The organism is Planctomycetia bacterium (genome assembly GCA_016795155.1).
In the GTDB taxonomy this organism is placed as follows: Bacteria; Planctomycetota; Planctomycetia; order Gemmatales; family HRBIN36; genus JAEUIE01.
Genome location: JAEUIE010000023.1, coordinates 30,677 through 49,789 on the forward strand (window position 1 = coordinate 30,677; position 19,113 = coordinate 49,789).

Genomic DNA, 19,113 nt, shown 5'->3' on the forward strand with positions numbered 1-19,113 from the left:
TGATTACATTGAAAACCAGTAAACGTAATCGCGATGCAAAATCGTTACAGCTTATCAATCTGGGTAGTGAAGAATGCGTGTTGGATCAAACTTCAATGAAAAGTGATGGAAACAGTAAATTCATTGAGAATTTGTAACGGAACCTACACCTTTGGGTAACAGTCGGAAAAGTCCAGCAGGACAGCCAGCTTGAGGAAAAGTGACAAGGTTTTCCAATCTGGTTCTTTGGAAAAGTAAACGGCAACGCGCATGATTGCCATGAACACGTTGGAGGTTCCGCCAGGCTGATGTCAAGCCAGGGCCCGGGTCCCCCAGTCCGACGATTTTGTCTCCACAAAGGAGTGCCGAGAGATGCGCCTCAAGTTTCTAGCCTCTGCCGTTGCAGCGTTAGCCGCTGTGTTCGGCGCCCACACCACAGCCACGGCTGGTGGTGGTTGCGGTGGCTGTGGCGCTTCTGCCGTCGTGGCTTGTGCCCCGGCTGCAGACGCCTGTACGCCCCGCGTACGTTACAAAACCGAATGGCAGACCGTGACCGAACAACGGACACGCACCTGCTACAAGACAGTTCAGGAAACTGTCATGAAGGAAGTTCGTGAAGTGGTCTGCAAGCCAGTTCATGAGACCAAAGTGGTGGAATGCAAACGCATCGTTTGCGAACCAGTTTGGGAAGAAAAAGAAGTCAAAGTCTGCACCGGCGACTGGGTCACCGAGCAGCGCAAAGAAGCTGATCGCACGGTTTGCCGCAAAGTTCGCGTCGAACGCTGCGATAATGGCTGTGGCCACGCCAACCATGGCAATGGCTGCGGCTGCGACAATGCCTGCAACGATCCCTGCGCCAGCAACAAGTGCGGGCTCGGCGGCTGGCTCAAACGCCTTCGTCCTGAGTATGCCTATGTGCAGGAAACCTGCCCAGGCAAGACTTACGAAGTGAAGGTCTGGAAGCCACGCGAAGAAGTCAAGAAGGTCAAGGTCTGCAAGATGGTTCAGAAGGAAGTGGTCGAAAAGAAGAACGTCACCACGTGCCGCTATGAACGCCAGGAAGTTGTCAAACAGGTTCCTGTCACCGTCTGCAAAAAGGTCCCTTACTGCGAAACCTACAACGTGTGCAAACGCGTTCGCGTCAAGGTTCCTGTTTGCGATGACGGCTGCCGATCACACAGCCTCTTCGGCGGACTCTTCAGCAAGAGCTGCAAGAACGACTGTGCACCAGCCTGCAACAACTGCGGTAGCCACGCTCCTGCACACCTGACTCCTGCTGCTCCCGCTGCCGCTCCCATGCCTGCAGCCAAGTAAGCAGATTTAATTGAAAAATAGAAAGCCCACTCCTGGTGAGTGGGCTTTTTCTTTTTTTTAACTGCGTAACACCGAAGCTTCCGGCGTTGCTTTGGAAATATTCGCCGATACATCCGCATCGAATCGCCCCAGTGTCCAGTTGAGGCCGCTCATGAGAATGGTTTTGAAGGTGTCATTCGTCCAGACATCTTCGCGATGCCCCATCGAAGTGTAGAACACGCGGCCTTTATCATGCATCCTCGCCCAGGTAGCCGGGTGCAGCGGCCTGATGTGGAACGCATTGCCACCTTCCACCCGCTTGGGGTTCTTGTCACGCTTCCACATGGCATTCGCCTCGCTACTGTCCTGGGCAAGGATGACATGCAGATTTGGGGCAAAATTCTTGAGCGAGTACCACTCTTCGTGCAAGTTGAAATCGTCCATCCCCTTGACCGCGGGGAAGGAACTGCACACCTTCATTTTTGCCTTGAACTGTTCGCCGTGAACGATGAACTCTCCGCCAATCATCTGAATATATGGATCACGTTCTGAATCAGGCTGGTTCTTCTGTTGGTCACCTTTGCTGTGGAACGTATCGGTCGCACAATGGCTGCCGATAAACCCCTTTCCCTTGGCAATGGCATCGAGAAGGGCCTGCTTGCCCTCTTTAGGCATAGCTACAGAACCATCCACTGCCTTCTCTTTGGTTAAATCGCCGGTTGTGTAAAAGAAGAATGCATCGTACTTGGCGATTTCTTCCGGTATGAACACTCGACCATCCTTGGTGCAGGTCACATCAATGTTGTTCTCTTTACCCCACTGGGTCAGCAGAAATTCAGCGTGAGACAGTTTCCCCTTCTCGCCGAGGAACTTCTTGCCATCCGGCTTGTTGCGATTGACGACATCATGCTGGAAGCCTTGTGATCGGGTGAAAACCAGAAGCTTCTTGTTCTCACTCGTTTTGGCACTCGCTGCCTGCATCAGAAAGGATGAGCCGACGGCAGCCAGAGTGCTATTCAGAAAATGGCGACGATCCACAGACATGGTGATTTCCTCAGCAAGGCAGGGCAGGGTGAATGCGACGAATCGCGGTGTATGATGTTGTCACTGTAAATAGAACCAGCCTCTGAAGCAAGCAGTTTGTTGGGGCAGGCCACTTCATTTCTGCAGTAAACTGGTCTCGATTCATTGGCTTATGTAAGGTAACCTGTCAGTAGGTGTTTGAAACTATGGAGAGTGTCTGCATGTCTCGACCTGTGATTGGCATACCCATGCAAACTCTTGATCCGATTCCGGGTCAGACGCCGCTTTGCTGGATCATGGGGCAGACCTATGTTCGTGTGCTGACAGAGCAGGGTGCTGTACCTTGGCTGATTCCGCCTCTGGTCGGTGATGTGGATACCCTGCGAGCTATTTACGAACATTTGAATGGCATCTTCCTGACGGGCGGCGTGGATGTCGACCCCAGCAATTACGATGAATCGAAGGATGTCCTCTGCGGCAAGACTGACAAGTCACGCGACTGGGCCGAGATGCAACTCGTCCGGTGGGCTTTGGAAGACAAGAAACCGGTTCTCGGTGTCTGCAGAGGTGCACAACTGCTTAACGTGGCTTTGGGTGGCACGCTTTATCAGGATGTAGGCAAGTTCTACGAGCAGTCAATCAAGCACGATTACTTCCCCACGCCTGAACGCTGGACCCGCGATATGTATGCCCACATGGTTAACATCGAACCGGGCACCCGCCTCGCCGCTATTGTCAAATCTGACAGGATTCAGGTCAACAGCATGCATCACCAGGGTATCAAGAAACTGGCTGAGCCATTGCGGGCAAACTCCTGGGCTCCTGATGGCCTGATCGAAGGTGTGGAAGGCCGAAACGGACAGTTCCTCGTCGGCGTGCAATGGCATCCGGAAGAACTGACTCGCCGCGACATGGCCATGCACCAGTTATTCCAGGCATTCATTGATGAAGTGCAACAGTTCCAACCTGTTACAGCCACTACAACCCCACAGTGGTCGTTCATGAAGGTGAATGGTTAGGTAAATTGTTCTGGCAGTTTCGCCACGACTTTTACATATTGATGATTACTGAAAGTCATCATCAATCATTGTATTCGGCCTTACCATGCATCGTGAGCGACACAAGTGGTTCAGTCCCCGACTTCACCGTGATATGGAACTCGAAATCTGGGGGCATGCAGGTGCCCGTGTTCTGGTTTTCCCCACTTCCCAAGGTCGTTATTTCGAATTCTCCGACCGTGGCATGATCAATGTCATGGCAGATTCCATTCACCGTGGCTGGGTGCAGGTGTACTGTGTCGATTCAGTCGATGCCGAAAGCTGGTATGCCTACCACAAGCATCCTCACGACCGTTTCCGCCGACATGCTGAATACGATGCCTATCTCGTCAATGAAGTGCTGCCGCTCAGTCAGCAGAAAAACAACAATCCATTTCTGATCACCCTGGGTGCCAGCTTTGGTGGCTACCATGCACTCAACTTCGGCCTGAAACACCCTAATCTGGTCAGCCGCATTCTCTGCATGAGCGGCTTGTGCGACATCAGCAGCTTTAGCGATGGCCATTCCAGCGATGATCTCTACTTCAACAACCCCATGCAGTTCATTGCCAATGAACATGATGGCTACCGGCTTGCTGCCCTGCGTAAGCAGGACATCATCCTGGCCGTAGGCAAGGATGATCGACTATGTGATAGTAACCGACGCATGTCCAATCTGCTCTGGAGCCGAGGTATCGGCAACGCTCTCAGGCTTTGGGACGGCTGGTCACACGATTGGCCTTACTGGGAGAAAATGATTAGATTGTACCTGTCAGGGCATGATTAAGATCAGTTCTCAGCACTCAGGACTTAAATATGAGCAACGCTCTGAAAATTGGCCTCATCGTCGGTCGTGAATGGTCATTTCCCCCTAAGTTCATCGAAGAAGTCAACAAACGCGATCAGGGCGTGGTGGCTGAATATGCCAAGCTGGGCGGCACCCGCATGAACGAACCTTGCCCTTATGCTGTGCTGATCGACCGCATCTCCCACGAAGTGCCCTATTACCGCAGCTATCTCAAAAATGCGGTGCTGCAGGGTTCTACCGTGGTCAACAATCCCTTCATGTGGACTTCCGATGACAAGTATTTTGGTTCTTCATTTGCTACCAAGTTGGGGGTAGCTCATCCCAAGACCGTGGTTCTCCCCAACAAGGATTACATCCCCGGTATCGTTCACAATGAAAGCCTGCGAAATCTGACTTACCCGCTCGATTGGAAAGGCATCGTCGATTACATCGGCATGCCTTGCGTTCTCAAAGACGCACACGGCGGCGGCTGGAAGAATGTCAATGTCTGCCACTCCATGGAAGAACTGCTGAAAGCCTATAACGAATCAGGCCTGCTCACCATGATCGTTCAGGAATTCATCGAGTGGGATTACTTTGTCCGGTGCATCTGCCTGGGACAGGAAGTCATTCAGCCTATCAAGTATGATCCCAAGGAACGGAAGTATCACAAAGACCTGGAATACCCGACGCCAGCACTTCGGCAGCGTATTATTGCCGATTCGCTGAAACTGGTGAAAGGGCTGGGGTACGACATGAATTCCATTGAATTCGCTGTCAAGAACGATGTGCCTTACGCCATCGATTTCATGAACCCTGCACCTGATATGGATATCTACTCGCTGACACCCTACTACTTCGACTGGGTGGTGCAGGCCATGGCCGACATGGCCATCAAGCTGGCAAAGAACCCCCGCCCGCAGATCAGAGAAATGCGCTGGAACCAGCTCTTTTGAAAAATTGTGGGACACGATTCCATCGTGTCATGAACTTACTAGCTGTTACGATGAGTCATATCGCCTCAATCACCGTCCGATGATCCACCGCGATGCTGCTGAGTTCCTTATTGTCCTTCATGAAATGAACCGTGGCAACCGTCACAATATCGTCTGAACTGCGCTCGGTAGCCAGGCCGGTAACCAGGAACTGGACATCGCGAACGGTGCCTTCCACCGTATGAGGCCAACTGGTATTCCCCACCTTGACCGTCTGGGTGATCTTCACCCGCTGACCTGGCTTCAAATCCTGGTAATTGACCGTTTGCATAGCTGTTCCTGTCCTCACCCGTAGTGTCTACACTCTTTAGCTTTAGGATGGAAACCATGCCCTGGCAATGCTGGTTTCTCCGGCAGTGCCCCTACAAGTGACATAATAGTCCCACTCAGTCCACCAGAGTACCCGACCTTCCTGTTCTACCTGATTGACACGGGCTGTGAAACGGTCATACTGAATGTTGTAGCTCACGGCATGGTGTCCGTGATGAGCAGGTATGGGTTACCCTTGAGCAGGCACCTTTTCTCTACATGGTGCCGGGTATAATCCTCTAATGCTCTCTGGAGGTTCACCGGTATGGCACGGAAATCATCGCGTTCTAGTGCAGATCAGCCACAATCGAACACCGTGCTGATTGTGTTCCTCGTCTTTTCCATCCTGCTCAACCTGGCCCTGGGTGTCTTCCTCTACCTGGCCCAGGACAAGATTGAACAGGCGAACAAGACTGTAAACGATGCAAAAAATACCCAGACGGGCATGGAGAATCAGCGCAAAGTGGCAACAGATTATGCCATGCCTTTGCTGCGTGCCCTGATTGGTGATACCACCGTAACTGCGGATGAATTGGCCCGGTTGAAGCAGGAAGCCCTGACAACCGAATTCGCCAAGCTGCCTCAGGAAGCTACTTCATGGTATGGCGGCAAGGTCTGGCGTGAACTGGTGGGTGGTGGACAGAATAACAATGGCCTCATCGGGCCATTCTCCGACACTACCGGCAAGCCTGCCATCTCCCTGATCGACAAGGTTCGTCAATTGCAGACACAGTTAAACAGCGCCACCGAAAAGCTGAAAACCACCGAAGCCAACCTGGCGAAAGTGAATGGCGAATTCAACACCTACAAAGGACAGTGGAACGATATCATCTTTGCCCAGCGCCTGAAAGAAAATCAGGACGCCATGCAGAAGGACACGGAAAACAAACTGAAACTCAAGGATGAAGTAATCGCGGAAAGCAACAGAAAAGCACAAGATACGGTCAATGATATGACCAAGCTGACTGACGATCTGAAAAAGAATTTTGACGCTCAACTGGTTCAGAACAAACAGACCTTTGACACGGAATTGAAAAAGGAATCCGATAACTATCGGGAACAAATTGCCAAGTTCGAACAGGATAAGATCACGAGCCTGAATGTGCCCAAGGCCCGCATTGTTGAATACGAACCAGGTACCGATCTGGCTCTCATCGATCTGGGGTCTGCTGTCAAGCTCCCTCTGGGCCTGACTTTCTCAGTACATGGTCGCGATCCCAATGATACCTCAGGCGCTGCCAGCCCACGCAAGAAGGCTGAAGTGGTAGTCATTCGAGTGTTGGGCGAACAACTCGCTCAGGTACGCATCACCCGCATGGCAAGACCTGATACCGATCGAATTCCACTGCCCAGCCCCGATTTGAGCCAGGACGAAGAACGCCGATACTGGGATAAGTACTTCACCAGCAATCCACGTGATTTCATCCGTTCCAACAAGCCGCTTTACAAGGGTGATTACCTGTTCAACGTCGTCTGGGATCCCACCAAGCGAACCCGCGTGGCCCTGATTGGAGAATTTGATCTGGATGGCGATGGTACCGATGACATTCAATCCCTGATCAGTCTGCTCAATGCTCAGGGCGCCGATGTCGTTACCTACCTCGATAAAACCAATGGCTACAAGCCAAAACGAAAACTGGATTTCAATACTGATCTGGTCGTGATTGGCGACATCCCCTTGATCAAGGCACAAGGTGGAGACAAGGGCCTGGTGGTTAATCGCAGCAATAATCTCGTTCGCGAAGGCATTGCAGTCCAGAAAGATGCCATCGAAAAGGGCATCCGAATCGTTCAGTTACCGAAGTTCCTGAGCGAAATGGGAATCAATCCACCCCAGGCACTGTTGCACAAGACCGCCAGTCTGCCTACCGAAGTCAAGCAGCCTGCACAGAACAACGCTCCACCAGCAGATAATGCACCACCGGTCGATAACAAACCCGGCCAGTAAGCTGGTTGCTGAATGAATCAACCAAACAGCCTTGCGAGTCGCAAGGCTGTTTTTATTTTTTTGCCTTGCTGGCAGCTAACTTGGAAGCAGTCTGCTTCTTCAATACTGCAGATGGGCACACATCGTGAACGGTGCAGGCAGGGCACTTGGGGTGAATCTCAAAACAGTATTCCAGCGCAATCTGTGACAGTGCTTCAGTTACGGCAATACCCTTCGTCTTGGGAATAGCATTTTCCAGCATCGACTGGGCTGATTCCACATCGGCCAGGTCTTCTGCCAGGCCAAGCCGCTTCAGGCAGCGGAGCATGTCGGCATCCACCGGCATCGCATGACCATCCATGCTGTGACGCAGTACATATGCCACCATGAAGGGCGATGAGCCTCGATATCGTTCCAGCATCTTTTGAGCCTGCTTCAGACCCTTCTTTTGCAGCGATTCCAAATCGAACGAGTACGTAGTTTCGAACACTTCCTGCAGAATGGAAATGATGCGGTCAGCACGATCCATACTGTCGGGCAAGGCGCGGATGGCCCGAGCCACTTCACGGGCCGAGCTGACACGAATTTCATTCAGATCGAAGAACGATTCGCCCAGCTTCTTGAATGCCTGGTCTGCTTCTTCCCGCGTGGCCCCTTCGCGCAGAATGGCATAGATCATGCGATGGAGCACATCCATGGCAACAGGTTCTTCTACTTTCTTGATCAATGTGCTCAGCTTGGCAAGCTGTTTCTGTTTATTGGCGGAAGACATGCTGCATCACTCCTTGATCGAAACAGGCTCTTCACCTGTTGCAGTAGAATCGGTTCCATCCTCGTTTGCATCAGGTGAAATACTTTCGCCTGATTTCCTGTTCTCATTCTGTAACAGCCTGCTGACTGCCTGGCTGTTGATCAGTCCCTTGTCCAGATGAAAACTGAGTGCTGGAGTATAACGCAGTTTCAATCGGTCTGCCAGATGTCGCTGGATAAAACCAGCTGAATGGTTCAACCCCTGGAGACACTGATCAACGTCTGATTCGCTACCCAGTACGGAAACATAAATCTTTCCGGTCTGCAGGTCGCTGGGCACTTCCACGCGCGTCACGGTCACTCCACGAATTCGTGGGTCTTGCATCTTGAACAGGATCGTTTCAGCGGCCACTTCGCGGATTACTTCCGCAATTCGGGCCGGTCGGTAGCTTTTCATGTTCTGTTAGTATTAAGCCTCTAACTCGAATTTGGCTAGCTCTGCTACCGGATGTGATCGCAATGCATCGACAATCTTCTGCAAGGCCCCCTGTAAATGGCTCGCTTCGTTACTGACCATGGCAATGCCCAGTACAGCCTGCTGGCGATCATCCATCAAGTCGACTTCCGCAACGGAAATGTTGAAAGACTGCTGCAGGCGATCCTTGATGCTGCTAACCACCTGCCTTTTATCCTTCAGAGATCGGCTTTGCCGTAGAATCAGATAGACTTTCAGCGTGCCTACGTACATGATGTTCACATCCCGTTTGCGGATATCCTGTTATCATCATAGGCAAGAATAAGTATGAAATGGTTTAGCACAGCATTGATTCAAGTCAGAATTACCGTACTGGGGCTGGCAGGCGGGCTGATCGTTCTGATGGGGATGTGCATGTTCATGCTGCACCAGGTCAAGCCGGGCGGCTTCATTGCTGGCAACGCGCCGCAATGGGGAAATGTGCTGCTGCTCACTGCTCTCTTCTGTGGCATCAGCATTTTGCTGTTTCTCACGTCGCTGGGACTTCCTCAGTGGATTACTGCATCTAACTTGTCTCGCTGGGCCAGGCAGGCGGAACCGCTTCCGATGGATGTCACCGGACTCGATCAGTCAAACACTGACTGGCTCGAACAGGCTCCGGAAACTTCCCTGAAGTCCCTGGTGCAGATTTTTCAGACAGGAAAGATTGTCCCAACTGCATTATGCGAAGCTGGTGGCATGCTATGCGCTTTAGCCTACTTGCTCGAAGCTCATCCGCTTTCCATTGTCATGGTCTTCATCAGCATCTGCCTGATGCTCTACCGCTTCCCATCACAAACCGAATTGAACGGTTGGCTGCTGCAGCAATTTGAAAAGTTGCAGAAGGGACATTGGGCCACTTCGTCAGAATAATCACGCAGCCACCTTGCGTGCCGGCGGCTTCAAACTAAACAGCCCGAAAATCTCCGATTCATTCAGCCCTAAACTGGTAGGCGGGCCATTCTGGGCAATGATCTCTTCGAACAACCGCCGCTTGTGCTCAAGCACTTCGCAGATTCTGCATTCAATTGTCTGCTCGGTGACGAATCGTTTGACAAACACGGTGCTTTTCTGACCAATTCGATGCGCCCGGTTGATGGCCTGGTCTTCCACTGCCGGGTTCCACCAGCGATCAAAAAGGAAAACATAATTGGAGAACTGCAGATTCAGCCCCACGCTGCCGGTGCCATAACTCATGAGAATAACATGTTTGCGAGGGTCATGCTTGAATGCATCGAGTACGCCTTGTCTTTCTTTGTGAGGCACTTTGCCATGGTAGAGCAGGGGTCCGAATTCCTTCAAGTGCTGGGCCAGCATTTCCAACGGCTCCACCCACTGTGAAAAAACAATGGCCTTGCGGCCAGAATCAGCTACTTCTTCCATGTCGGAAAGTAGTTGGTCCAGCTTGGTGCTTTGGCCGGTGCGTGGATCAAAGTTGCAAATCTGTTTCAATCTCATGACAAGTTCGAAGACATGCTGAACCGTGATGGTTTCGCCCAGATCATTCAGGTGAACAATGCCTTCTTTTTCCGCCAGTTCATAGGCTTCTTTCTGGGCTGGCGTCAGTTCAAGGTACACATCCTGAATCAGTTTGGGAGGCATGTCTTTCATGACATCCTCTTTCACTCGTCGCAGGATGCCATCGCGTGTCATGTGTGCCAGTTCCCTCGCAGGCGTATCGTGCGGTATGTTATTCGGATGCACGAACGACCAGATGTTGATCAGATCTGCAGGTCGATTTTCAATCGGTGTGCCAGTTAAAGCCCAACTGCGAGAACGCTTCAACGATTTGGTCACCTCCGCAGTCTTGTTCCCTTCGTTCTTGATGCGTTGTGCTTCATCGAGAATCACCAGGTCAAATTCGACCTCGGGATCTAATGCGAAATCGACGTCCCGCGTCAGCAGTTCGTAATTCACCAGCTTGACCGGCGTCTTGGATGCCGTCCAGGCCACCTTGCGGGTAATCGCATCGCCACCTATTACTTCCACCGGAACATCGGGTGCCCAGAGCTTCAGTTCATTAAGCCAGTTGGGTACCAGTGGCTTGGGGCACACAATCAGGACACGGTGCACTTCCTGAGCATGCAGCAATAGACGAAGCGTGACTATCGCCTGCATCGTTTTGCCCAGACCCATTTCATCCGCGAGTAAGGCGCCGTGTCGAGGCATCAGGAAGGCAATACCCTCCATCTGGTAAGGAAATGGTTTGAAAGGCAGCTCAATCCTCTTGCCCGCAAACAGGTTTTCCAGCGGAGGCTGTAGCAGCGTCAGCAATCGTTCTTTCAGCAGTACCAACTCAGCGGGAGGCTTCTGGCGTGTCGCAGGCTTGGCAGGTGGAGTCAGTATCTTTTCCAGATGCTCTTCTGGCGAGATACTGATGCGTTCCGATTGCTGGCTTTCTCTCGTAACAACATTCGGCTTGCCTGTTTCAGGAAACTTCCAGGTTTCCACCTGTACGTGAAGTTGCAGCTTTTGCGTTCCGGGCAACGGGCGAATGATAGGCGTCTGCAGTTTCACTTCCGCTGGTCTGATGCGGGGTTCAAGTTTCGAGACGATGGGAACTTCGAATACGCTGCAATTCAGGAATAATTCAATGTCCTTGACCTGAGGTGGAACAAATCGTTCAGCAGTGTGCGTCGATTGAACCAGCAGGTTACGATCAGGCCTGGCATCAGCCTGACTGCTGAGGCGGACCGGTCGAAAAAGTGGAAACTCATCCATGAGATATCCAGCGCACGAGAACACTACGCTGCCTTGTACTGGTTCATCTTGCGGGCTTCGGCAATCGCTTCACGTACACGTGCAAAGGGTTCCGACAGATCGCTGACAGCAGATTGCTGCAGCAGATCTTTAATGGGCTCTATATCACTCTGATATTTCTTCAGGATCGTTAGTGACTGTGTCCTGGTACTTGAAACAGAAATCAGTTCATCTGCCCGTTCACTTTGCACCTGGCCGCCATTCAGCCACACTACGGGAAGTGATAGATGTTGCCTGAGATCGAGTGCAGCGTCGTTGTCGGTGAGAATCAGGCTGACAGCGGTGTTTGCCTTTTCTACGAGCACTTTGCCTAGCAGGTCGCTGCAGATATAAGGTCGCAGTGTGGAACCGTAGAGCAGTTGTTGCACTTTGTTGGGAGTGACGCTGGTAGTCAGGCGGAATTCCAGCGGCCTTCCCCACGCATTGGTGACCAGGTAACCACCGAAGTAGCCTGAGGCATCCTGCTGTATCGTGAGAAAACCCAGGTGTGGTGCAGGTTGTTCCAAGCCGTGTCCTCCCCGGGACATCGCCAAAGATTATTCTGTGCCTCATTCTGCCGAATGGGCTGATAGGGGATATCTCGGCAACCAGATGCATTTCCTTGAAACTCAGAACTTGATTGAAGTTCGGGAAAAACACACCATGTCGATGGGATCGTTAGAGAATGCATAGCTCAACATGGTATTTTTCTACTCGGCGAGTGACTTGAGTGAATTAAGATAAAGTGGCCAATTAACTTGTTCAGTCTCTGCGTAGATTTCACATAACCGTTGCAACTATCATGAATTACATGAGCTGGCTAAAGTAAGGAATATGCTCAAATCTCTGCTTTAGATGGTCGAAAGATCGCAGAAAACCCCTTTGCCTTCCCTCTCACTTTCCCAATAATGCCAGTAGGAACTTAACAGCACCAAACTGGCATCCTGCCCACCCACCTATTGCAGCGTTGTCAGCATCTGATTGAGGATATTATGGCGAGCGAGGCACCCACTGCAGTTATTGCCCCGGGGTTGGACAATATTCCCGTGGCAGAGTCTGCCGTCAGTTACATCGATGGCAAACGTGCCAGGCTGGAATACCGTGGCATTGCTGCAGAAACGCTGGCCAAGGAAAGCTGCTTTGAAGAAACCACCTTCCTGCTGCTCAATGGCAAACTGCCCACGCAGAAGGAACTGGTTGATTTCGATAATGATCTGCGTACGCGTCGCAAGCTTAAAACCAAAATTCTCGATCTAATGTCCTGCCTGCCTGAAAAAGGCAACACGATGGGAATCCTGCAGGGCATGGTCGCCTTGCAGAGTTCCTACTATGCCACCAAACCGGTGACGGCTGATCCCAAAGACAACTGGGATGCGGTGCTGCGCATCATCGCCAGCATGCCCACGATCATTGCCGCTTACCATCGCATTCGCAATGGCGATAAGCCACTCGATCCTCGTGATGACCTCGATCATGCTGGCAACTTTTACTGGATGCTGTTCGAACGCATACCCACGCCTGCAGTCCGCAAAGTGCTCGATGCCTGCTTTATTCTGCATGCTGAGCACACCATGAATGCTTCTACGTTCTCAGCCCGCGTGGTCGGTTCAACGTTGGCTGATCCCTATGCAGTCATCAGCGCTGCCATCGGCACACTTTCCGGCCCATTACATGGCGGTGCCAACGAGGAAGTATTGCCGGTACTGGAAGAAATTGGCGAACCTTCCAACGCTCGTGCCTGGCTCGAAAAAGCTGTTGCCACCAAGCGCAAGATCATGGGCTTTGGCCATCGCGTGTACAAGGTGAAAGACCCTCGCGCTACCGTTTTGCAGGAATTGGCGGAACACGTTTTCGTCGAATCAGGCAAGCCGAAGATGTACGAAACGGCCGTTGAAATGGAACGAGCCGCAGTCAGTATCCTCGGTCCGAAAGGCATTTTCCCCAATGTCGATTTCTATTCTGGCATTGTCTACAAAGCCCTGGGCATTCCGGTCGATCTTTTTACACCCATCTTCGCACTGGCACGTTCCGCAGGCTGGCTCTCCCACTGGTGCGAGCAGATCAGCAAGAACCGCATCTACCGGCCTGAACAGGTCTTCGTCGGCATCGAAGACGCTGAATATATTCCGTTAGAACAAAGGGCCTCGTAGCTCTTAGCCCCAAAGGGGCGTAATAAGATAGCCCAGGGCAACGCCCTGGGACATGATCTCAAGCCCTGAAGGGGCGAGATAACTTTGGTCGAGGCCATTGCTATCCCGCCCCTTTGGGGCTTAGATCAATTTCCTGATACCAAACCCAGGGCGTTGCCCTGGGCTAAACTATCCCGCCCCTTTGGGGCTTCATACCGAGCCACCCATGCTTGATGCACAATTTGTTGCTGACAACCTGGAACTGATCCGACAGAACTGCGTCAATCGCAATGTCAAAGCCGATCTGGATCGCATTCCCACTCTGGTTGCCGACCGTAAAAACCTGGTCAAGGAAGTGCAGGCGATCCAGGCGAAACAGAACGAACTAGCCAAAAGTACAGGTAAAGAAAAAGATCCAGCCAAGCGGCAGGCACTGATTGATGAAGGCCGTGGCTTACGTACCCAGGTGGGTGATCTGGAGGCAAAACAGAAGACCATTGATGAAGAACTGCGTGTAGTGCTTCGCACGATTCCGAACCTGACACATCCTGATGCACCCGTGGGCATTGATTCATCAGCAAACAAAGTCATTAAGACTTGGGGAACACCTACGAAGTTCGATTTCAAACCACTCGATCATGTCGCACTCTGCGAAAAGCTCGATCTGTGCGATTTCGAGGCTGGTTCACAGGTTGCCGGGCCGAAGTTCTACTTTCTGAAGAATGAAGCGGCACTGATGGAAGTGGCCCTCATTCAGTTTGCCATGAGCACGTTGTCCAAGGCTGGGTACATTCCCATTATCACGCCCGACATGGCGAAGGTTGATGTGCTGGAAGGTATCGGCTTCATTCCACGTGGACCCGAAACACAAATCTACTCGGTGGAAAACACCGACTTGTGCATGGTTGCTACCGCTGAGATTACCCTCGGCGGCATGTGCATGAATCAGATACTCGATGAATCCAAACTGCCAACAAAATATGTGGGTTTGTCTCACTGCTTCCGAACGGAAGCTGGTGCACCAGGCCGCGATACCCGTGGCATGTACCGCGTGCATCAGTTCACCAAGGTGGAAATGTTCGCCTACAGCACGCCAGAACAATCGGAAGCGGTGCATCAGGAAATTCTGCAGCAGGAAGAAGCCATCTTCCAGGCACTGGGCATTCCTTACCAGGTGATTGATACCTGCACTGGCGATCTGGGTGGGCCAGCTTATCGCAAATACGATCTGGAAGCCTGGATGCCCGGCCGAGGCACCGCAGGCGAGTATGGTGAAGTCACCAGCACGAGTAACTGCACCGAGTTCCAGGCACGCCGGCTCAACATCCGCACCAAAGCGCCGGGCGGTAAAGGCACCCGCTTTGCCCATACACTCAACGGCACCGCAGTTGCAGTCACACGGGCTATCATTGCTATTCTGGAAAATAATCAACAGGCTGATGGAAGTGTTGTCATACCTGAAGTGCTCAGGCCATTTATCGGGAAGGATAAGATTGTGGCACGTGGCTAAGATTGACACTGCGAAGAACTTGGGGATAAGGTAAAATACGCTTACCACTGGAGAAATGTGCCATGGTTGCTATCATGCGTGGCATCGTTAAAGACGGGAAAGTGATACCGGAACGTCCGCTTCCCGAGGGGGAGACTGTTGAGATCGGACTCCTTCGTGAATCCGGCGTGTTTACCAAAGAAGAGTAAGAAGAGTTTGATCTCTGGTCTGCAAATAGCGGCGATGCACTGATTGCGATGGAAGCGATGCTCGACAAAAAATGGTTAACTGCAAAAAACCGAGACAGAAGCTAGTGCAAAGTTATGATTTATGCGGTCCTAGGAACTAGATTGATTACAACCCTGATAGCATGGAGTGTCTACTTTAAGTCATTTTATGTTGAGACCAAGTACGGATTTAGTATTGAAGTTATTCCTTACTTTGTTGTTGGCTATCTGGTGTGGTTTCTGATCTGCTCAATTTACCTTATCATCGTCGCTAAAAAGACTGCCAACATCATGGCTGTCAATTTGATTGCATTAGTGCCAATCATTGGCATTACCGTTGCTTTCATATTATTTGCAGACGCGTGTTATTCTCTTGGGAGCACTGGCCTGTCGCCTTCACTAACAGCTTCAACTCGTACACCCATTTTCTTGATAGCTCTTGCATTAATTGACTATGTACTTATTAGCGAATGCAAAAACACAATCAGTGAAAGTCAAAAGTGATAACTGTCGGGTTATGCTTGCTGACACGAAACCAAACATTTTATGAGGGTAAACTAATTCAGTTCCACGTAACTCCATCCCATCTCCCGCCCTAGTCATTACACTATCCCAATGACTTTGACCTCTCCCCCATCCACCGCTCCTCGCCGCATCGCGCTCCTCGGTGCCACCGGCTCCATCGGCACCAGTGCTCTCGATGTGATCCAGGCGCTTCCCCACAAACTCCAAGCCTTCGGCATCTCCGTACATCGCTCTGTTGATCAACTCGATCATCTCATCAAACTGCATCAACCAAGGCTTGTTGCTGTGAGTGGCGATGTTGTTGCACACTCCGGCCCTCACCCCCATCCCCTCTCCCTGAGTACAGGGAGAGGGGGGCCTGAAATTCTCACTGGCCCCACCGCCATCGAAACACTCGCCCGGCATCCCGATGTGGATATGGTGCTCTGCGCCATTGTTGGAGCAGCTGGCCTGCGAGGCAGTTGGGCAGCACTGGAAGCAGGTAAACCGCTCGCCCTGGCTAACAAGGAAACCCTGGTTGTTGCTGGTCCGCTGGTTACACAGCTAGCTGAACGCAAGAAAACGCTCCTGCTGCCTGTCGACAGTGAACACTCTGCAATCTTTCAGATCATCCAGGAACGGGGCATTCACGATGTTGAACGTATCGTTCTGACAGCCAGCGGCGGGCCGTTTCGAGGCAAATCGCGAAACCAGCTTGCCAATGTCACCAGGGATGAAGCGTTGAATCACCCCACCTGGAAAATGGGGCCGAAGATCACCATCGATTCCGCAACGCTGATGAACAAGGCACTCGAAATCATCGAAGCACGCTGGCTCTTTGGTTTGCAGCCTGAACAGATTCAGGTCATCATTCATCCCGAATCGATCGTCCATTCCTTTGTTGAATTTCGCGATGGTTCGGTGATCGCCCAGTTGTCACCACCCGATATGAAGTTACCGATCCAATATGCATTGCTTTACCCTGAGCGTGTTCCCGGCCCGGCCAAGAGGCTCGACTGGAATACCCTGAAATCACTGACTTTTGAGCAGCCCGACCATGATACGTTTGGAGCATTACTATTGGGATATGAAGTGGCACAACGAGGCGGCACAGCAGGTGCTGCCCTCAATGCCGCCAACGAGGCAGCAGTGGCCCGATTCCTGGCTGGCAACCTCGACTTTCTTGACATTACTCCAGCTTGTTCTGAGATCGTTGCGGCCCATCCCTTCCAAGCACAGCCTACCCTCGATACCTTAATGGAAGTGGATAGCTGGGCACGCACGGAGATTGAGCATTGGCGAACGTAACCACGGATGCACCGGTCAAAAAATCAGGATTACCTCTCACCGAACTGCTGGTCGCCATTGCTATAGGAGCTGCCATCTATTTTGGCGTGCTTCGCGGAAAGAGTTTTGACGACGCCCTGCGTGCACTGCTCAGCATCGGCATGGCTATCGTCGGCATCGGCCTGTTGATCTTCATCCATGAACTGGGACACTTCCTCGCCGCCAAGTGGTGTGGCGTGAAAGTCGAAGCCTTTGCAGTGGGCATCGGGCCATTGATCCCCGGCCTCAGTTTCAAGCGAGGCGATACCCATTACGGCTTGGCCTGGTTCCCCATCGGCGGCTACGTGAAGATGCTCGGCCAGGTAGACGATCCCAATGATCAAAGCCAGGATGCGAAGGAAGTTGCAGACAGCCCACATTCCTACAAGAACAAAACCGTCGGGCAACGTATGCTGATCATCTCTGCCGGCGTCATCATGAATGTCATTCTTGGCTTTCTGCTTTTCATTATCGTTTACTTCTTCGGCAAGCAGGAAGTAGTAGGCAAGATTGGCACGGTGTCTCCCGGCTCTCCCGCAGAACGAGCTGGATTGCAGGCAGGTTCCGAATTACTGCAAGTCCAGAATATCCAACAACCCTGGTACAACGATCTAAATATGTCGTCGGCACTTTCGAATCCGGGAGTGACCGAAGTCCCTGTGAAGTTCCGTACCCGCGATGGCAAGGAACATGAAGCAGTGCTCGTGCCTCGTAAGGGGAAATACGATCAACGGCCTACCATCGGCGTTACCCAGCCACCAGGCCGCAAAATACATCGTGCTGCGGATGTTGCTGCACGTCCCTGGCATCCGGCAGGCAAGTCAGGTTTCCTCCCCAAGGATGAAATAGTTTCTATCAAGCCGAAAAATCAGAACGAGTTCATTCCCGTCGATAATGGCCTGGATATCGAACTCATCGAAAGCCAGCACCGCAAACAGCCTTTGATCTACCGTGTCAAGCGTGCAGGCAGCAAACCCGAAGGCGAACAGGTCGATCTGGAAGTTCCGACAGGCCATTTCCGCACTCTCGGCATTCGCATGACCATGGGGCCTATTGTCTCGCTGGCAGCAACGCGCCCGGTAGTGGCCCAAGTGCTTAAAGAAGGAGACATCATTGTCTCGCTCAATGGCGATGCCAATGTTGATCCGCTGAAGCTGCCTGACCTTGTCGAGGAGATTGCTGCATCAGGCAAGCCGTGCGTGCTACAGATCAAGCGGGGAGAAAAAACCTTTGATCTCAACATCACCCCCGACATGGTCAAAGGTCGAGCAACCTGGGCAGAATCAACACCCTCCAATGATGCCCCCATGCCATTCCCCGCACTGGGTATCAGCTACCAGGTGAAGCCTGTGGTTGCTGGCATCGAACCTGGTTCGCCCGCTGACAAAGCCGGGATCAAAGTGGGCGACACCATCAAGAAAATGGCCTACAAGAGCGTGCAGCCCGATTTCGAGGATGCACTCGATTTTACCGAACGCTACGCTTGGCCGTTTGCCATTTCGTGGATGCAGGATCTCCCCGAGAATACGCTCTACACCATCACTGCAACCGATAGTGAAGGCAAAGAGAAGGTCTTTGCTGATCTGAAACCCGTAGAAGACACCACCTGGTACCTCTACACCCGTGGTCTGCGTCTAGAACCGGAAACCAGGTTGCGTGTTGCAGAAAACATCTGGGATGCAGTCGTCATCGGAGCCAGGGAATCCTACCGCTTCGTCGGCATGATTTATCTCAATTTGTACAGCCTCATCCGAGGCAACATTTCCGTCAAACTGCTCAACGGCCCACTGGGGCTGGCCGAAATGACCTACCGCGTTGCCAACATCGGCCTGATCGACTTGCTTCATCTTCTTGCCATCATCAGCATCAACCTGGCAGTGGTCAACTTCCTGCCCATCCCGGTACTCGATGGCGGGCACATGGTGCTTTTGCTGGCTGAGAAAATTCGAGGCAAGCCGCTGAACGAAACCTGGGTGATGGTGGTAACCTACATCGGGCTGGCCATCGTGTTGTTACTGATGGTCTCAACCGTCTTCCTCGACATTACCAAGTACGAATGGTTCCAGAAGCTTTTTAACTGGTGAG

General features: G+C 52.0%; 19 protein-coding genes. 11 read left to right on the top strand and 8 right to left on the bottom strand.

Translation table 11 applies throughout. The annotated features are described in order from the left end of the window. The first annotated feature begins 351 nt into the window (after positions 1–351). A complete protein-coding gene (locus JNJ77_09580; GenBank protein MBL8822825.1) occupies positions 352–1,293 on the top strand; it encodes a hypothetical protein in 942 nt (313 codons plus the stop codon). A gap of 57 nt (positions 1,294–1,350) precedes the next feature. Here JNJ77_09580 and JNJ77_09585 read toward each other — a convergent pair whose 3' ends face one another. Then, a complete protein-coding gene (locus JNJ77_09585; protein ID MBL8822826.1) occupies positions 1,351–2,316 on the bottom strand; it encodes a ThuA domain-containing protein in 966 nt (321 codons plus the stop codon). Positions 2,317–2,516: 200 nt separating this feature from the next. Between JNJ77_09585 and JNJ77_09590 the strand changes: the two genes are divergently transcribed. The 3 genes from JNJ77_09590 to JNJ77_09600 all read left to right on the top strand — a co-directional run bounded on the left by JNJ77_09590 (position 2,517) and on the right by JNJ77_09600 (position 5,075). After that, positions 2,517–3,314, top strand: coding sequence for a gamma-glutamyl-gamma-aminobutyrate hydrolase family protein (locus tag JNJ77_09590; GenBank protein ID MBL8822827.1), 798 nt, complete (start codon positions 2,517–2,519; stop codon positions 3,312–3,314). An 85-nt stretch (positions 3,315–3,399) separates the two neighbouring features. Further along, positions 3,400–4,119 (top strand): esterase family protein, encoded by a 720-nt coding sequence (locus JNJ77_09595; GenBank protein MBL8822828.1) that lies wholly within the window; start codon positions 3,400–3,402, stop codon positions 4,117–4,119. A 29-nt stretch (positions 4,120–4,148) separates the two neighbouring features. After that, positions 4,149–5,075 carry a hypothetical protein gene (locus JNJ77_09600; protein ID MBL8822829.1) on the top strand — a complete coding sequence of 309 codons (927 nt, stop codon included), beginning with the start codon at positions 4,149–4,151 and terminating at the stop codon, positions 5,073–5,075. Positions 5,076–5,130: 55 nt separating this feature from the next. Here JNJ77_09600 and JNJ77_09605 read toward each other — a convergent pair whose 3' ends face one another. Next, a complete protein-coding gene (locus JNJ77_09605) occupies positions 5,131–5,385 on the bottom strand; it encodes a hypothetical protein (protein ID MBL8822830.1) in 255 nt (84 codons plus the stop codon). A 42-nt stretch (positions 5,386–5,427) separates the two neighbouring features. After that, positions 5,428–5,583 carry a hypothetical protein gene (locus tag JNJ77_09610; protein MBL8822831.1) on the bottom strand — a complete coding sequence of 52 codons (156 nt, stop codon included), beginning with the start codon at positions 5,581–5,583 and terminating at the stop codon, positions 5,428–5,430. 105 nt (positions 5,584–5,688) lie between these two features. Here JNJ77_09610 and JNJ77_09615 point away from each other — a divergent pair, with 105 nt between their 5' ends. After that, positions 5,689–7,371: a hypothetical protein gene (locus tag JNJ77_09615; protein MBL8822832.1), complete on the top strand. Its 1,683-nt coding sequence runs from the start codon at positions 5,689–5,691 to the stop codon at positions 7,369–7,371. 52 nt (positions 7,372–7,423) lie between these two features. Here JNJ77_09615 and JNJ77_09620 read toward each other — a convergent pair whose 3' ends face one another. The 3 genes from JNJ77_09620 to JNJ77_09630 are packed head-to-tail and all read right to left on the bottom strand — an operon-like array spanning position 7,424 to position 8,848. Next, complete coding sequence (locus tag JNJ77_09620; protein MBL8822833.1) at positions 7,424–8,122, bottom strand: hypothetical protein; 699 nt, start codon at positions 8,120–8,122, stop codon at positions 7,424–7,426. Between the two features lie 6 nt (positions 8,123–8,128). Then, entirely contained in the window at positions 8,129–8,557 is a 429-nt protein-coding gene (rbfA, locus tag JNJ77_09625) for a 30S ribosome-binding factor RbfA (GenBank protein ID MBL8822834.1), read from the bottom strand. Positions 8,558–8,569: 12 nt separating this feature from the next. Next, the gene (locus JNJ77_09630; GenBank protein ID MBL8822835.1) at positions 8,570–8,848 is read right to left on the bottom strand and encodes a DUF503 domain-containing protein; all 279 of its coding nucleotides are present in this window, start codon (positions 8,846–8,848) and stop codon (positions 8,570–8,572) included. Between the two features lie 54 nt (positions 8,849–8,902). Between JNJ77_09630 and JNJ77_09635 the strand changes: the two genes are divergently transcribed. After that, the gene (locus JNJ77_09635; GenBank protein ID MBL8822836.1) at positions 8,903–9,487 is read left to right on the top strand and encodes a hypothetical protein; all 585 of its coding nucleotides are present in this window, start codon (positions 8,903–8,905) and stop codon (positions 9,485–9,487) included. Here JNJ77_09635 and JNJ77_09640 read toward each other — a convergent pair whose 3' ends face one another. Further along, positions 9,488–11,335, bottom strand: coding sequence for a DEAD/DEAH box helicase (locus tag JNJ77_09640; protein MBL8822837.1), 1,848 nt, complete (start codon positions 11,333–11,335; stop codon positions 9,488–9,490). It lies immediately after the preceding gene. A gap of 23 nt (positions 11,336–11,358) precedes the next feature. Continuing rightward, entirely contained in the window at positions 11,359–11,901 is a 543-nt protein-coding gene (locus JNJ77_09645) for a hypothetical protein (GenBank protein ID MBL8822838.1), read from the bottom strand. A gap of 444 nt (positions 11,902–12,345) precedes the next feature. Here JNJ77_09645 and JNJ77_09650 point away from each other — a divergent pair, with 444 nt between their 5' ends. The 5 genes from JNJ77_09650 to JNJ77_09670 all read left to right on the top strand — a co-directional run bounded on the left by JNJ77_09650 (position 12,346) and on the right by JNJ77_09670 (position 19,112). Next, entirely contained in the window at positions 12,346–13,503 is a 1,158-nt protein-coding gene (locus tag JNJ77_09650; protein MBL8822839.1) for a citrate synthase, read from the top strand. Positions 13,504–13,708: 205 nt separating this feature from the next. Further along, a complete protein-coding gene (gene serS, locus JNJ77_09655; protein MBL8822840.1) occupies positions 13,709–14,992 on the top strand; it encodes a serine--tRNA ligase in 1,284 nt (427 codons plus the stop codon). Positions 14,993–15,321: 329 nt separating this feature from the next. Next, positions 15,322–15,702 (top strand): hypothetical protein, encoded by a 381-nt coding sequence (locus JNJ77_09660; protein ID MBL8822841.1) that lies wholly within the window; start codon positions 15,322–15,324, stop codon positions 15,700–15,702. A 111-nt stretch (positions 15,703–15,813) separates the two neighbouring features. Beyond that, positions 15,814–17,010, top strand: coding sequence for a 1-deoxy-D-xylulose-5-phosphate reductoisomerase (locus JNJ77_09665; protein MBL8822842.1), 1,197 nt, complete (start codon positions 15,814–15,816; stop codon positions 17,008–17,010). After that, positions 16,998–19,112, top strand: a complete 2,115-nt coding sequence (locus JNJ77_09670) for a site-2 protease family protein (GenBank protein ID MBL8822843.1) — start codon at positions 16,998–17,000, stop codon at positions 19,110–19,112. Before JNJ77_09665 ends, JNJ77_09670 begins: the two co-directional genes overlap by 13 nt. The last annotated feature ends 1 nt before the right edge of the window (position 19,113 follow it).

What these genes read in the sequence shown, in the direction of transcription:
- JNJ77_09585 (MBL8822826.1), bottom strand. Translation starts at nt 2,316, where the DNA reads ATGTCTGTGGATCGTCGCCATTTTCTGAATAGCACTCTGGCTGCCGTC.
- JNJ77_09665 (MBL8822842.1), top strand. Translation starts at nt 15,814, where the DNA reads ATGACTTTGACCTCTCCCCCATCCACCGCTCCTCGCCGCATCGCGCTC.
- JNJ77_09590 (MBL8822827.1), top strand. Translation starts at nt 2,517, where the DNA reads ATGTCTCGACCTGTGATTGGCATACCCATGCAAACTCTTGATCCGATT.
- JNJ77_09645 (MBL8822838.1), bottom strand. Translation starts at nt 11,901, where the DNA reads ATGTCCCGGGGAGGACACGGCTTGGAACAACCTGCACCACACCTGGGT.
- rbfA (MBL8822834.1), bottom strand. Translation starts at nt 8,557, where the DNA reads ATGAAAAGCTACCGACCGGCCCGAATTGCGGAAGTAATCCGCGAAGTG.
- JNJ77_09635 (MBL8822836.1), top strand. Translation starts at nt 8,903, where the DNA reads ATGAAATGGTTTAGCACAGCATTGATTCAAGTCAGAATTACCGTACTG.
- JNJ77_09650 (MBL8822839.1), top strand. Translation starts at nt 12,346, where the DNA reads ATGGCGAGCGAGGCACCCACTGCAGTTATTGCCCCGGGGTTGGACAAT.
- JNJ77_09600 (MBL8822829.1), top strand. Translation starts at nt 4,149, where the DNA reads ATGAGCAACGCTCTGAAAATTGGCCTCATCGTCGGTCGTGAATGGTCA.
- JNJ77_09595 (MBL8822828.1), top strand. Translation starts at nt 3,400, where the DNA reads ATGCATCGTGAGCGACACAAGTGGTTCAGTCCCCGACTTCACCGTGAT.
- JNJ77_09605 (MBL8822830.1), bottom strand. Translation starts at nt 5,385, where the DNA reads ATGCAAACGGTCAATTACCAGGATTTGAAGCCAGGTCAGCGGGTGAAG.
- JNJ77_09640 (MBL8822837.1), bottom strand. Translation starts at nt 11,335, where the DNA reads ATGGATGAGTTTCCACTTTTTCGACCGGTCCGCCTCAGCAGTCAGGCT.
- JNJ77_09580 (MBL8822825.1), top strand. Translation starts at nt 352, where the DNA reads ATGCGCCTCAAGTTTCTAGCCTCTGCCGTTGCAGCGTTAGCCGCTGTG.
- JNJ77_09620 (MBL8822833.1), bottom strand. Translation starts at nt 8,122, where the DNA reads ATGTCTTCCGCCAATAAACAGAAACAGCTTGCCAAGCTGAGCACATTG.
- serS (MBL8822840.1), top strand. Translation starts at nt 13,709, where the DNA reads ATGCTTGATGCACAATTTGTTGCTGACAACCTGGAACTGATCCGACAG.
- JNJ77_09630 (MBL8822835.1), bottom strand. Translation starts at nt 8,848, where the DNA reads ATGTACGTAGGCACGCTGAAAGTCTATCTGATTCTACGGCAAAGCCGA.
- JNJ77_09615 (MBL8822832.1), top strand. Translation starts at nt 5,689, where the DNA reads ATGGCACGGAAATCATCGCGTTCTAGTGCAGATCAGCCACAATCGAAC.